This is a genomic window from Cobetia sp. Ld8, assembly GCF_045066615.1.
Classification (GTDB): domain Bacteria; phylum Pseudomonadota; class Gammaproteobacteria; order Pseudomonadales; family Halomonadaceae; genus Cobetia; species Cobetia amphilecti.
Window position 1 is genome coordinate 120,765 of record NZ_JBISHF010000009.1, and the last position, 13,853, is coordinate 134,617.

At 53.8% G+C, this 13,853-nt stretch carries 11 protein-coding genes and 1 pseudogene; 3 read left to right on the top strand and 9 right to left on the bottom strand.

The features are described from left to right. The first annotated feature begins 173 nt into the window (after positions 1-173). Positions 174-1,157, top strand: coding sequence for a hypothetical protein (locus tag ACJJV2_RS16735; RefSeq protein WP_225347471.1), 984 nt, complete (start codon positions 174-176; stop codon positions 1,155-1,157). Positions 1,158-1,293: 136 nt separating this feature from the next. On the opposite strand, the gene ACJJV2_RS16740 is transcribed toward ACJJV2_RS16735, so the two are convergent. The 4 genes from ACJJV2_RS16740 to ACJJV2_RS16755 all read right to left on the bottom strand — a co-directional run bounded on the left by ACJJV2_RS16740 (position 1,294) and on the right by ACJJV2_RS16755 (position 6,615). Beyond that, positions 1,294-2,145, bottom strand: coding sequence for a L,D-transpeptidase family protein (locus ACJJV2_RS16740; protein WP_317292472.1), 852 nt, complete (start codon positions 2,143-2,145; stop codon positions 1,294-1,296). Between the two features lie 252 nt (positions 2,146-2,397). After that, on the bottom strand, positions 2,398-3,924 hold the full coding sequence (gene lnt, locus ACJJV2_RS16745) for an apolipoprotein N-acyltransferase (protein ID WP_175088984.1): 1,527 nt from the start codon (positions 3,922-3,924) through the stop codon (positions 2,398-2,400). A 4-nt stretch (positions 3,925-3,928) separates the two neighbouring features. Further along, positions 3,929-4,432, bottom strand: a complete 504-nt coding sequence (gene lspA, locus ACJJV2_RS16750) for a signal peptidase II (RefSeq protein WP_175088983.1) — start codon at positions 4,430-4,432, stop codon at positions 3,929-3,931. Then, positions 4,429-6,615, bottom strand: a complete 2,187-nt coding sequence (locus tag ACJJV2_RS16755) for a heavy metal translocating P-type ATPase (RefSeq protein WP_225347469.1) — start codon at positions 6,613-6,615, stop codon at positions 4,429-4,431. Before ACJJV2_RS16755 ends, lspA begins: the two co-directional genes overlap by 4 nt. Positions 6,616-6,701: 86 nt before the next feature. On the opposite strand from ACJJV2_RS16755, the gene ACJJV2_RS16760 reads away from it, so the two are divergent. Further along, the gene (locus tag ACJJV2_RS16760) at positions 6,702-7,160 is read left to right on the top strand and encodes a helix-turn-helix domain-containing protein (protein WP_175088981.1); all 459 of its coding nucleotides are present in this window, start codon (positions 6,702-6,704) and stop codon (positions 7,158-7,160) included. A gap of 28 nt (positions 7,161-7,188) precedes the next feature. Here ACJJV2_RS16760 and ACJJV2_RS16765 read toward each other — a convergent pair. The 4 genes and pseudogenes from ACJJV2_RS16765 to ACJJV2_RS16780 all read right to left on the bottom strand — a co-directional run bounded on the left by ACJJV2_RS16765 (position 7,189) and on the right by ACJJV2_RS16780 (position 10,777). Continuing rightward, a pseudogene (locus ACJJV2_RS16765) lies at positions 7,189-7,971 on the bottom strand (ZIP family metal transporter). 111 nt (positions 7,972-8,082) lie between these two features. Further along, positions 8,083-9,072, bottom strand: a complete 990-nt coding sequence (locus ACJJV2_RS16770) for a M23 family metallopeptidase (protein WP_175088980.1) — start codon at positions 9,070-9,072, stop codon at positions 8,083-8,085. After that, positions 9,072-9,749 (bottom strand): thioredoxin domain-containing protein, encoded by a 678-nt coding sequence (locus ACJJV2_RS16775; RefSeq protein WP_175088979.1) that lies wholly within the window; start codon positions 9,747-9,749, stop codon positions 9,072-9,074. The genes ACJJV2_RS16770 and ACJJV2_RS16775 overlap by 1 nt, the downstream gene beginning before the upstream one ends. Positions 9,750-9,862: 113 nt before the next feature. Beyond that, positions 9,863-10,777 carry a cation diffusion facilitator family transporter gene (locus ACJJV2_RS16780; RefSeq protein ID WP_225347468.1) on the bottom strand — a complete coding sequence of 305 codons (915 nt, stop codon included), beginning with the start codon at positions 10,775-10,777 and terminating at the stop codon, positions 9,863-9,865. Between the two features lie 204 nt (positions 10,778-10,981). On the opposite strand from ACJJV2_RS16780, the gene ACJJV2_RS16785 reads away from it, so the two are divergent. Continuing rightward, the gene (locus ACJJV2_RS16785; protein WP_175088977.1) at positions 10,982-11,902 is read left to right on the top strand and encodes a bile acid:sodium symporter family protein; all 921 of its coding nucleotides are present in this window, start codon (positions 10,982-10,984) and stop codon (positions 11,900-11,902) included. 110 nt (positions 11,903-12,012) lie between these two features. On the opposite strand, the gene ACJJV2_RS16790 is transcribed toward ACJJV2_RS16785, so the two are convergent. Next, a complete protein-coding gene (locus ACJJV2_RS16790) occupies positions 12,013-13,782 on the bottom strand; it encodes a hypothetical protein (protein WP_225347467.1) in 1,770 nt (589 codons plus the stop codon). Positions 13,783-13,853: the final 71 nt, after the last annotated feature.

Here is a 13,853-nt window from a genome sequence, read left to right on the forward strand (position 1 = left end):
GTATCGCCTGCGCTCCCTATTTCAGAGAGTCAGAGTCCTGCGAGGAGTGTGGGGAACCCTCTCAACGTCTTACCCGAGTGACGCGTATGGGGCATGATCATCGCTTATGTCCACGCTGTGCGACGGCAGATCACGGTACCTGTTCCGCGTGTCGTCGACATCGCTTATTGGTCATGACATCCAGCGGTGACGCATTGTGCAACGTCTGTTATGAGCAAGGGAAAATTGCCTGTCCATTGTGTGGCAATCCCATGCCAGCGGGTCGAGGCGATGCCTGTGAGCCCTGCTATTGGACGCGAACATGCCGTAAACGCATCACCATTGGCCAAGCCGGTATCACTACCCAAGCGTTAAGTGAGGCCTTTGGGGAATTTGGTGAATGGCTGATTCGTACCACAGGGCCGCATAAGGCTGCCCTCAAGATCAATCATTTCTTCTCGTTCTTCCTTGAGATCGACCAGGCATGGTCACGGATACCGAGCTATTCGGAGCTGCTTCATCACTTCGGGGCGGAGGGGTTGCGGCGTGTAAGACTTCTTATGCGATGGCTGCATGAAGAGCAAGGGGTAGAGCCGGATCACCAAGCAAAGAAGATCGACTCAGAGAAACGACGTATCAAAGCGTGTCTCAGGTCTATGCCGTCCGCTTCTTTATCAGAAAAAGCGCTGCATGCTTATTGGCAGCAATTAGAAACCCGTATAGAGGCGGGCAAAACGTCCCACACCTCCGCACGACTTGCACTAAGAGCGGCAGCCGCATTGCTACTCGCTACTGACCGGGAGGGGCAGCGACTGCCTCAACAGGGCGATGTGGACAACTATTTGCAGGCGGTGCCTGGACAAGCAGCCTCGGTGACGGGGTTTACTAATTTCTTGAATCGCCAACATGCCACCACGTTGGCTCCTCGGGTGGATGTAAAACGGGCAAGAAAGCGGCGAAAAGAAACACTAGCCCGCACCCTGATGACGATGGCCCGGTGTGCTGATCAAGGAGAGGCCTGGAGGGAGGCATGGATCGTTGCTGCCATGGAGTATTTCCATGACACAAAAGTAACGCAGAAAATGCTTCGACAACAGACCGTAGAGCGGACGACAGACGGGATACAGGTGGTAATGAGTGACGTTACCTACTGGCTGCCTCTGGATATTGAGTGCTAAGACACTGATAGCGCGCAGTCACTTGGAGGGCTCCGCGCGAATGTCGCCCCGCCGTTTGGACGGGGCTATGGCTCTCTACCTATATACCAGGGCTCAACGGTGTGCCAGAAGGCGTGTCATGACCGTTGAGATGACATCAGATCCAGGTCTTCATAAATGCCTTGATAGACTTCTCTTCTGGGCTGTGGCGCTGTGGTTCCTGTTCCTGTTCCTGTTCCTGATTTGGATGTAGGGGGGTTATAAGCCCGTTAGAGAGTGACAGGACATCGCTGAGCTGCTCGTAATCGAGGTTTACGTTATCGACATTGTATTGGTTTAGGCGTGTCATGGTCTCTGTGAGTGCGGTCATACTGTGCTCTTCTTCTCCAAGCGGCGGAAAGGCTTGAATCAGCGGCTGACCGCCTTCCCAACCTATCTTGATCGACTGATTGATGATGTTGACTTGGGTGCCGGGTGGAATGCGGTCAAATATAGATTCGATGTCTTTGGGTAACATGCGGATACAGCCTCGGCTTGCGCGCATGCCAATGCCATCGGGCTGGTTGGTGCCGTGAATCAAATAGCCATCGAAGCCTAGGATGATGGCATGGTCTCCTAGCGGGTTATCGGGGCCGGGTGGCACAACGCTGGGCGCGGTTTCACCGCGTGCTTCCGCTTCGCGTTTTACCGACTCAGGCGGGTACCACGCGGGGTTTTTAATGTTCATGGTGGTCTCGGTCACGCCTAGAGGAGTATCAAACCCTTCGCGACCAATGCCAATAGGATAGGTCTCAACACGCGGTGTCTCACCGTTTTTGACATCTGGGTAGTAGTAAAGCCGCAGCTCGGCGATATTGATAACGATCCCAGTACGCTCCACATTCGGCAGAATAAAACGTCCCGGAATAGTCACTTCCGTGCCCACCCCTGGAACCCAGATGCTAACCTCTGGGTTTGCACGGATCATCTCCAAATAGCCAAGGTTGTGACGCCTGGCAATATCTATCAAGGTATCGTCGTAATCCTTTACGATAAAGGTGTCAGCCTCTCCGATAATATTACCTTCCTCTGGTAGCGGGTAATGCCCTTTGGGCCATTCCGTCTCCTGGGTCGTGTCGGGTTGTGTCGGGTTGTGTCTCCATGGCGACAGTGGGCCATGCCAGAAACGAAACCACCACACTCACGATGAAGCCGATCTGCATTGGCCATGGGAGGAATCTCTTAAGTATTACTGCGTTCTTTGCCAGGAGTATCGCTAGGTTCATTTTTCATCTAATGCGTCGTTTTTTGATCGAGATAAGTTCAGTTGTAACCCGAGCAGTGTCAGCAAGGCAGCGAGTATCCAAGCGGGGCCACTACCGGTGCGTGTGAAAGGAGTTAGGCCCTGCATCGGGGTCACCTCGCCAGTTAAACTGGCCTGTTCAAACTGTGGGGCACGGGCTGTGACGTGACCTTGTGAATCGATGATGGCCGTCACGCCATTACTGGTAGCTCGAAGTAGGTGACGACCATTTTCTAAGGCACGTAAACGCGCCATTTGAAGATGTTGGTGTGGGCCAATGGAACGCCCAAACCACGTATCGTTGGAAACCGTTAATAGCAGCTCGGCATTACGCGCCTGTTGGGCGACATGATCGGCGAAAATGATCTCGTAACAGATGGCAGTGCCAATGGTAGTGCCAGCCACGTGTAACGGAGCCTGTACGTCTGAACCAGGGGTCAGCCGGGGTGTTGGCAAGTCGAAAAAAGCAAGGGTGTCAGCGAGGAGGCTTTGGAATGGCAAATACTCGCCAAAGGGTACTAAATGCGCTTTTTGGTATTCGCCTTGCACATCATTTAGCCCTATGACGCTGTTATAAGAGCGCCCTTCACTGTCGCGTTGCAAAATGCCGGTCAACAAGGCGGTGTTAGGCCCCAGGTCGGACGCTACTTGCTCCAGTATTCGCTGTGCTTCCTGCTCAAGCATGGGAAGGGCTGCCTCGGGCCAAACGATGAGATCGATGTCCCTTGCTTGCTCTTGTGTCATTGTTGTGTAGATATTGACCGCCTCGCGCTGCCCTTGGGCAGTCCACTTAATGCGTTGGTCAAGATTCCCTTGCAGCAATGCCACCCGGATGGGCTTGCCAGCCGGGGTTGTCCATTGGGCGGGCAATAAGAATGGAACGACCCACAAGGCGGCCATTGGGACAAGGCAACTCCAGCGGCGACGCAGTACCTCTACCCCTAACGTACCTGTCAGCGCGGTCATAAGTGACAGCAAGTACACACCACCAACGGGTGCCCATGGGGCTAGTGGAGAATCTATCTGAGAGGTGCCTAACAATAACCAGGGGAAGCCGGTGAGCAACCAGGTGCGTAGCCATTCGCTCACCACCCACATACCGGCAAAGCTAAGAAAGGCGAACCGTGGCCCCGTGATGCGTCGATAGAGCCCAAAGGGGACTGCAAAGAAGAGCGCCAGGACGCTGACAAAAAGAGTGGTGAGGAACATCGCCACCAAGGCCCCGGTGCCACTGAAATCGTGAATAGCAACGAAGACCCACGACGTGCCTGAACCGAACAGGCCTACCCCATAGCACCACCCACGCAGGGTGGCCATGACGGGCGTTAGCGACTGTATCTTCCAATAGACCAGTGCCACGGCCACTGGGCCAAGCCACCATAGGGAAAAGGGGGCGGCACTCAAGGTGGTCAGTACCCCAGCGGCGAGCGCTACAACGCAATCGATTATTGGTGAGAGTCGCCCAGCAAAAAGCGTATATTCTTTATCTTGATCGACCACATCCATAGCGTTACTCAGAGCGCTTAAAAACAGGACTTTCACGCCATAACGCCACCGCGAACATCAATACACCGGCAAATAGCGCGATATCGGCCATGTTAAAGGCGGGCCAATGCCATTCGCCCCAGTAAATGTCCAGATAGTCGACGACGTACCCTCGCGCTAAGCGATCAACGGTATTACCGAGCGCGCCGCCAAGAATCAGACTGTACGCACAGGCTTCCAAACGCGGCAGGGGTTTGCATAGCTGCACCATCAATACAATGGCGACCACCAACGCTAAACCTAGAAAGAGGTAGCGCTGCCACCCCCCTGCTTCTGCGAGAAAGCTGAAAGCGGCTCCTGTATTCCCGGTATAAACCCAGTTAAAAAACGGCGTTAGCGGAATGACTTGGCCAAACGACATCTGGGCATGCACAATTTCCTTGACCAGTTGATCGGCTAGAGCCATCACGCAAGCTAATATGAACCATGGCCAGCGACGTGAAGGGCTATCGTGTTGCACTGTTCTCATGAGGTTACTTTTCCTTGTGACAGGCCTGTCATTGCGGTACTGGGCGAAAAGCGGTAACCCAGCAGTCGCATGGCGTTCAACGTCACCAGGACGGTAGCACCGGTATCGGCCATCACCGCAATCCACATGCCGGTAATACCCAGAGCTGTGGTGACCAGGAAAATGGCTTTTAAGCCGAGCGCGAGAACAACGTTGGTTTTCACATTGCGTAGCGTGGCACGAGAGAGGTCTATCAGCTCAGCGATGCCGGTAACGCGGTTCTTGAGCAAGGCTGCATCGGCGGTTTCCAACGCCACATCCGTGCCGCCTCCCATCGCGATACCGACATCGGCTGCCGCGAGTGCCGGTGCATCGTTGATGCCATCGCCTACTTTACCGACGGGGCCACGGCCTGCCGCTTGCCAGTCTCGAACATACGCTGCCTTGTCTTCAGGCATTAGTTCGCCGTACGCTTCAATGCCTAAGCGCCCCCCCGTGGCAGCGACGGTGCGGGCATTATCACCGCTGAGCATGACCGCCTGTACGCCTAAACGGGATAGCGCCGCTAGGCCTTCAATGGCATCTTCGCGTGGCTCATCGCGAACCGCGATCAAGCCCAACAAATGCTCGCCTTCGACGAGGAGAGCGAGGCTCTTACCGGCTTCTTCTAACGCGACAATCCGAGCACTGAGACTTTCCTCAAGGATGACCTGCTCGTGAAGGTGGCGAGGCGTCATTAAGCTCAGCTCGCGACCCTCCACCTGGCCGGAAACACCGCGCCCCGCCAGAGCGCGGCTGCCGGTGACGGTGGGGAGGTTGATGCCCGACTGTCGAGCATGCTCAACGATAGCCGTGGCGATAGGGTGACTGGAATCCCGCTCTATTGCGGCGGCGAGCCGCAATACGCTGTTATCGTCTTCCTCAGCAATCCAAGACTCCACATCTGTGACTCTTGGGGTACCCGCAGTGAGGGTGCCCGTTTTGTCTAATGCCACCAAGCGAAGCTTACCTAACTGTTCAAGAACGGCTCCCCCTTTGATCAGTAGGCCGCGCCGAGCGCCCGCCGAGAGACCGGCGGCGATGGCGGCTGGGGTGGAAATGACCAACGCGCAGGGGCATGCGATTAACAGCAATGCTAACGCACGGTAAATCGACTCCGACCATGCCATGGTCGATACCAGCGGTGGCACTATCGCCATCAGTAGGGCGAGTAAGACGACGGCGGGCATATAGTAATACGCAAAACGATCAATAAAGCGTGCTATGGGTGCCTTGGCGGCTTGTGCTTCTTCAACCAGGCGAATAACGCGTGCGATTGTATTGTCATCAGCGCCTCGTGTTACCTCCACCTCCAGGGCGGCATCAAGATTCACTGTGCCAGCAAAAATGTCATCACCAGGCGAGCGCGAACGGGGGATGGACTCGCCGTTTACCGGCGACTCATCAAGGTCGGACGTGCCCACCAGGATACGTCCATCGCAAGGAACGCGATCACCGGGCCGCACCAGCACACGCTGACCGAGTTTAAGTGACTCCGCCGAGACGTCACGCAGATGGCCATTGTCCATCAGCCTTGCCGTTGAGGGTGTTAAATTTGCCAAGGCTGAGATACTGCGGCGCGCCCGTGACGCAGCTACCCCTTCGAGTAGCTCACCTACGGCGAACAAGAATACGACCATCGCGGCTTCAGCAGCAGCATCGATAGCCAATGCACCAAGCGCAGCGATGCACATCAGCATTTCGATAGTAAAGGGGTTGCGCATTTTGAGGGCGCCCCAGGCACTCTGCGCAATGGGCATTAAGCCGACCAGCGTGGCCAGAATGAACGGCACATTACCCAGCGCAGGCCATGCTAAACGAAGCGCGAAGGCTACGATCAGCAGATTGCCTGTGATAATGACCAAGCGCCCTTTAGCGGTTTGCCACCAAGGGGATGAAGCATCAGATGCGCGTGTTTGGCCTGCAGGGGAAGTCACTTGATAGCCTAGTTCGTTCAGGATGCCCTCAATGGTCTGTTGAGAGGGGCCACCCTGATCGCGGTGGTGAATCTTCACCGATCCCGTGACCGAGCTTGCTGTGACTTCCTCAATGCCGTCCAGCCGCTCTAGCGCCGACACAACCTTGCGCTCACAACCGCCGCAGTCCATGCCTTCAACACGCAGCGTCAAGACGGTAGGCGCTGTTGTCGGCGTCGATGTTTTCATGGTGCCTCTCCTGCCAATGGGCTATGGTTTTGAAGTGTAAACCTTGTAGCAACTACAGCTTCAAGCCCTGCCTAAGGAGTTTTACCATGTCGATGATCGGCCAAAGTATCAGCATTGGTGAGTTAGCACGACGAGCTGATTGCAAACCTGAAACAGTTCGTTATTACGAGCGTATTGGGTTGCTGCGCGATGCGACCCGAACCGGCGGAGGACAGCGCCGCTATGGAGACGACGCTGTGCGGCGTTTGACCTTTATTCGTCATGCCCGAGACTTTGGCTTTTCGGTGGAGTCAGTGCGAGAGCTTTTGGCCATGTCAGATCAACCTGATATGCCTTGCCAAGAAGTCGATGCCATCGCCACGCATCACCTAAAGCAAGTGGAGTCTCGCCTTCAACGACTCTCCGCACTGCGTGAGGAGCTTCAACGGATGGTCACGCAGTGTGCCGGTGGCAAAGTGGAAAGCTGTCGAATCATTGAGGTCATTAGTGATCATCAGCTCTGTATCACTGAAAACTCGCATGGAGGGGCTCACGACTTGGGTTAGCACTAACGCTACGCCCCACGCCCCATGGTTAGCCCAGCGAGACATCCAAAAACAGCATGAGCACCAATCCGATGGAGAGGCCCAGCGTGGCCTTTTTTTGGTGCCCGCTACGATGAGTTTCGGGAATAATCTCATGACTGATCACATACAACATCGCCCCCACTGCAAAGGCCAACCCCCAGGGCAGTAGCGCTTGTGACATGCTGATGACTCCAGCGCCTAATAAGCCACCCAACGGCTCAACAAGCCCCGTAAGGGCGGCAATCGTCCATGACCGCCAACGTGAATAGCCCACGCTTAGCAGTGATACTGCTACGGCCAGTCCTTCTGGGGCATTCTGAAGTCCAATGCCAATCGCTAGCGGCATGCCTCCTTCGCTTCCCCCTGCGCCAAAGGCCACGCCAACGGCCAGCCCTTCTGGCAGGTTGTGTATCGTAATGGCAATAATAAACAACCAGATACGGCGTAGTGAGGCAGCCTCTGGCCCTTCTCGCCCCTATTCGAAGTGCTCATGAGGTAAGAGCTCGTTCAGTAGTGCGACCATTCCAATCCCTAGCAAAATGGCCGCACAAGCAATGGCAGCCGGCACAACGCTACCGCCATAACGCAGCTCCGAGGCTTCTAAGGAGGGTATGATCAGTGAGAAGAAAGAGGCCGCTAGCATGACACCAGCGGCGAACCCCAACGCTAAATCGCGAACACCACGATTCGGTGTTTTGGTAAACAAGACAGGAAGCGCCCCTACAGCCGTCATCAAGCCCGCCGCAAGGCTTGCCAATACCCCCATGGTGACGGGAGAAACCTCTTCCATACCGATTACCTGTGTTGTGATAGATGAGTGATTACACGGCTTGGGTTCCATAACGAGACAAGCGCACTTTCACGTTACTAACCCCCATGCAACGTTGTTAAGCACGAGTGGTTACGGCTCGTTAAACGAGATCAAGTCATAAAGTGACGCCGTACCGATAGCTTGTTCTAAGCGATCTCTTGCCTCGTAAAGTGACGCTTGATATTCACTTTGAGTCGGCTGTTCGCCTAGCATGATGCGTTGACCTTGACCAAGGGGGTCAACAGGCTGGTTATTGACTCTCACTTCGTAATGCAGGTTGGGCCCCGTGGCGACCCCAGAGGCACCTACCTCTCCGAGCGACTCTCCCGCATTGACTAAATTCCCAACCACTAACTGTGGGGAAAATCGGCTAAGGTGTGTGTAGCGACTGATTGCCCCTGTGTCGTGCTCCACCTCGATCACCTGCCCATATCCCCCTTGGCGACCCATAAAGGATACGCGCCCAGGTGCGGTGGCAATGACCGGCGTTCCTGTCGGCGCAGCCAAGTCAATTCCATTATGAGGACGCATCCCTCCATACACAGGATGTCGCCGATTCCCAAAGCGAGACGTTAAGCGGGCACTAAGCACGGGCAACCGCAACGTGCCTAGCAGGGTGTCGCTTTTGAAAAGAGCTACGTCCCCCTTTTGGGTGACCGGCCAAATGACCTCCAAGGGCTCTGCCTGATCAGGCAGAGCGGCATAACTGAGGCGTGGTGGCCCAACACGGGTGCCGTCCTGGCGTCGATCTTCCTCCCACACTAATTGAATACGTTCACTGCCAGAAAACTCCAACGGCGCTTCGATAAACTCGCTGAGCAGTGTTTCCAGTTTAGTGGCGAAACGCGTTGGGACACCTTCTGCAGCCAAGGCCTCGTAGAGGGTGGTATCAATGACGACATCACGCCCAAAGGTTAGGGTATCAACGCTATCGAGCGGTAATGTGCCTTCTTGCTCGCTAGCCGCCTGTAACTTGACAGGGCTAAGTTCAGACGGCGGCAATGGCAGATGCGTTTGCCAATTGGCTTCGGCTAGCAAGGGGTAAAAGCCCACCAAGCCTAATAACCACCAGCGCTGCATCACTGGCCATCCCCTTCCCCAGAGATCTCCGCTACTTCACTCTCGACGGCATCAATCAGCTCTTGCATACCAAAGGGGTCTAAAGGCTCGCCATTGACAAAAAAGGTGGGTGTTTGGCGAATCTGATTGGCTCTGACATCCGCCATGTCTTGGTCAATCACCGCCTGCACCTCAGCAGAAGTCAGTTGCTCTTCGGCAGCCGCTAAATCAAGGCCTCCTTGGCTCGCGATATCGAGGATGGCGGATTCATCAAAACTGCCATGTGAAGCCCATTGATCCTGGCGAGCCAGCAGCCTCTCCAGTACCGGTTCAAAGACGCCCTGACGACGAGCAACTTCTAATACCCGAATGGCCTTGTCCGATACGTCGCCGTGGAAAGGAGTGTAGCGCACGATGAGCCGCACTTTTTCTGGGTAGGTTTCCAGAATACTTTTTGTCAGTGGGTAGAAGGCACGGCAGGCTTCGCAAGCCGGATCGAAGAATTCCACAATCGTCACCGGCGCGTCTTCTCGTCCCAAGATGGGGGAGTGTGGACGCACCAAGGAGTCCTCGGCCTGGACACCGCTCTCTTTTGCTGCCTGAGCTTGCATGTCTAAGAGGGCAGGCTTCGATACGGCGACGATTGCAGCGGTCAGCATTAACGTACCAGCTAATATAAAAGACGCTTTTTTGAACATGTTTCTCTCTCTGTCTCAACGATGGGGTGGAAAAGTAGGGTTGAAAAATAAGCCAATCGCTATGGGAGTAAGTCGATCGCTACCTACCTGAGCCGGGAGTCGGCCTCGGTCTGTCACTCGTGCCCATATAGATTGGCATTTTGATGCGCGTGATCACTATGCTCAAACTCTAGGCTAGAATGAGCAATACTGAAGCGCATTTTAAGCTGCTCCTTGATCTCTGCTTTGACGGATTCAAGCTGCTGCCAGCCGGTTTCTGTCAGAACCACGTGGCAGTCAAGGGCTGCCATGTTTTCCTGCATCTGCCATAGATGCACATGGTGAATATCCTGGACTCCCTCGATATTTCGGACGGTATCAACGACTGCCTGCCCGTCAATTTCCGGGGGAGACCCCAGCATTAGCGTACGGATAGGGCCACCAATTTCAGAGAAGGCAAGGTAAAGAATATATAGCGCAATCCCTATCGTGATGGCGGGGTCTACCCAGCGCATGTCGTACAGTAAAATAAGCGAACCACCGATAATCACAGCGATGGAGGCAAACGCATCCGATAAGTTATGCAGAAAAAGGGCGCGGATATTGACACTCTCTTTTTGCATTGACCACGTGAGCATGGCGGTAAGGGCATCGACGACGAGCGCGACGCCACCAATAATCACGATCGTCCATCCCTCTATCTCAGGGGGATCGATCATCCGCATAGCGCCTTCGTAAATCAGGTAGACGCCGACAATAATGAGGGTGGTGTAATTGATGAGTGCTGCCACTATCTCGATGCGGCCATAGCCAAAGGTCATATGCGCATCGGCGGGCCGTCTGGCGATTTTACGAGCGGAAAAAGCAATGACTAACGCTGCCATGTCTGAAAAGTTATGTAACGCATCAGCGATCAGCGATAAGCTTCCCGCCATAATGCCACCGACGATTTGAGCGATGGTTAAGAGCCCATTGGCCCATATGGAGATGCTGACGCGCCGGTCGCCAGAGGCAGGATCAATGTGAGGATGATCATGATGATGTCCCATCTGTTACCTTCTCTCGAATTATCTGTTCTTGGTACTATAAAACCTCTAGCAACTAAAGCTTCAACCCTTGAGCATTGTCTATTTGCATCGCTGGATTGGGAAGAGCGTCCCTTGCTCCCAAGCAAGTCATGGCGTGCTGGGCCGAAGTGATCATGTTTTAGGTGCGGGGCTCAATCCACTTCAACCGGTAACGTCCAATCCACCATGAGTAGATTCATTTATTTTGTCGAGGCGCACCTTGTCTGGTTTGTAATCGTCGTCGCGGGGGTAGGCTTACTCTTTCCGGCCACCGGAATAATGCTTGAGTTCGCGATTGGGCCATTACTGGCATTACTGATGTTGATCATCAGCCTCACATTCGATGCGCATGCAGTGCGCATCGTGTTCCGTAAGCCGTCACGGCAGTTGTTGGCATTGGGGCTGGTCTATGGGCCGATGTCGATTGCCGGGTGGCTAACGGGCCGTCTATTTTTTGGAAGCGGCCCACTGGCTGCTGGCCAAATCTTGCTCGGCACTCTGCCGACGGATGTGTCCTCTCCTCTTTTGGTACTGATGGCGAAAGGCAATGTGGCGCTTGCCGCTGTTTTCAACGCAGTCAACACCGCGTTATGTCCGTTCATTGTCCCCTTCCTGTTTTTATGGCTCACCGGCCTCCAGTTGGACGTGCCGCTTGGTTCAATTATTCTTGAATTAACACTAATCGTGCTTGTTCCTACCGTGATTGGGGTCAGCTTGCGGACAAAGTTTTCGGCTTTCTTTGCACGGCATGATTCAGCGTATGCAGGGATAGGGTCAATTCTGTATCTGCTGATCCTACTCGCCGTGGTCGGGCCGAATGCCACCACGATCATTGGCTATGGCTGGTATGCGTTTGTGATTGCGGGCGCGGCCCTGTGCCTCAATTTGATTGGCTACCTGGTAGGTATGTCCTCACGGTTACTCACCTCTGATCGCAAAGAGGTGATTACCTATCTTTTCACGGTCAGTAAAAAGGAATTCAGCATTGCCGCAGCGTTTGTCGCTGCTTCCGGTTTGCCATCAGAAATCGCGATTCCAGCCGCTTTTTTTGCCGTGATTCAAATGATCACTTCGCCCATCGCAGCGAAGATTCTCGCCCGTCACTGAAGGGATGGCCGTATCGGTTCTCCGTCAGAAGAGCAACCTGCACACGGTGTGTACTGGTTGCTCTTACCGACAAAACAGATACCGCCTACTTATAAGGTTACAAATAGTACCTACGCTAAGTCACTGCGACCAATACTGACCTTGCTAAAAGCATTTAACACAGAGGCTTCGCAGGGTATCTGTTCCTTTTTGGATTTAGGGTGCTTAAACGTATCGGCGAATCCTGGGCAGTGACGAACTAGTTTTTGGACAACACCTTCTACGTGCCGCACGTTAGACAGCACTTGGCGTAACCACTGCTCGAAGCTGCCTTGGTGGCTCAGCGTGAAGACCAAACCTTTATAGGAAGGAGGCTTGGATGCCTCCTCGCTACCGCCAGCTCTGGGTTTTGGAGGGCGTCGTTGAATCTCCATGAGATAGAGTGTTTGATCTAACACATGCACCCTAATGACGAGCACCCCGCGAGGTAGCTTGGTCTGAGTATCAATGTAAACCCAATTAGCGACTGTCGTTTTCACCTCCTCGTCTATTTCGAAAGGTTCGAGGCTGATCAACCGAGGGTCGGGGGAAGTGCTAAAGCCGTCTTCAAAGGTAAACCAGCTAACGCCACGAATCGTTGCGGGATAGGCCGATTGTAAATAGAGAAGCGCATTCCACATATCACGTAGAAAGCCCTGTGATTCCAGTGTAATAGGAGCATGAATAGAGGCCTGTCCGACCCCTTTTCCTGATCCATGTGGCTCCCCAGTGGAGAAAATGGTTTCGTCACCCGGAACGGGGACGCCTCGTGTATCGGGCACATTTTTTCGAGTATATCGTTTATCCAAGACAGCGCGAGGCTTACCTAAAATAACGAATTCGTCCTCAGGAAGGTCTAGCCAAGAAGAGCCATGGTCGGGCTCTTCATCATCCGTCAGGTCAATGACATCGGGGATGTCTTGAAGCTGATGATAGGGAAATTGAGTGGGAGCATCATCGCCATCGGTGGCTGGTACTGTCGTTGACTTCTCTCTTTCGCGGTGGATCGTGGCACCGTCGGGCTGCGTACAGCCTAATATCTGCAATCCTAGAAATGTGTTGCCACCATCAATCGGAACGCCAGAAACAGAGATTTCCCCGCTGCCCTGGAACCAAGGCGTGACCTCAAAAAGTATCCTATCTGCGGGGAAGCGGGCTTCAATCTGTGAGTAAATGCTTCTGGCAGCCTGTTCAGCATAGGGATCGTACAGCATATGCGCGAGCAAAATAGCATCGTGTTTATGAACACGATACGTAAATTTGACAGGCCACGTACCTGGGGATGCAGGCGCGTTAAGCGGTCGATAAAGACGCTCTTTTACTTCTTCCCAAGGGTAAGTGGCGAGCACCCGCTTGATTTCAGATGATCGACCGTAAACGCGTGCAAAAAATTCGGTGCAAGGGATGAGCAGATGTTTGCCACCTGGGAGGTAAAATTCAATCAGGTACGATTTGTGTTTTCTGTCCAGCGGTAAATAGCTTGCCTCATGAAAGGAGGTATAGAGGCTGCGCCCTGCTTTGTGTAAGTCGTCTAAGGAGACAATCCGCCAGCCGCCCGGAGAGAACGAAACAGGGAATGTTTTCTCCTCAAATGCGATGCGGGAGTTGCTCACGCCCTTTTCCCAGACGGAGCCGATTCTCAATAGCCCGACATGCGTTAAGACCGTCGTTCGCTTAATCACATCTCCTAATTTGTTCTCCTGATCAATAGGTCTTAAAAATACATAAATTTTAGGGACGCTTTGTGAGCGGATATTTTTGAAGATAGGCCCGTACCACCAAACGACCAAGCGCTCAGTTTCGTCTTTAAGGGTGCCATCTTGAAAGCTAAAGGTTCTGCATTGTTTGAGAGAAACGGTCACAAGGGCGTGCTCTATGTAAACTCAACATAGAGATTGTCGCAGTAATTATTGTTTAGTCGCAACAATTGTTG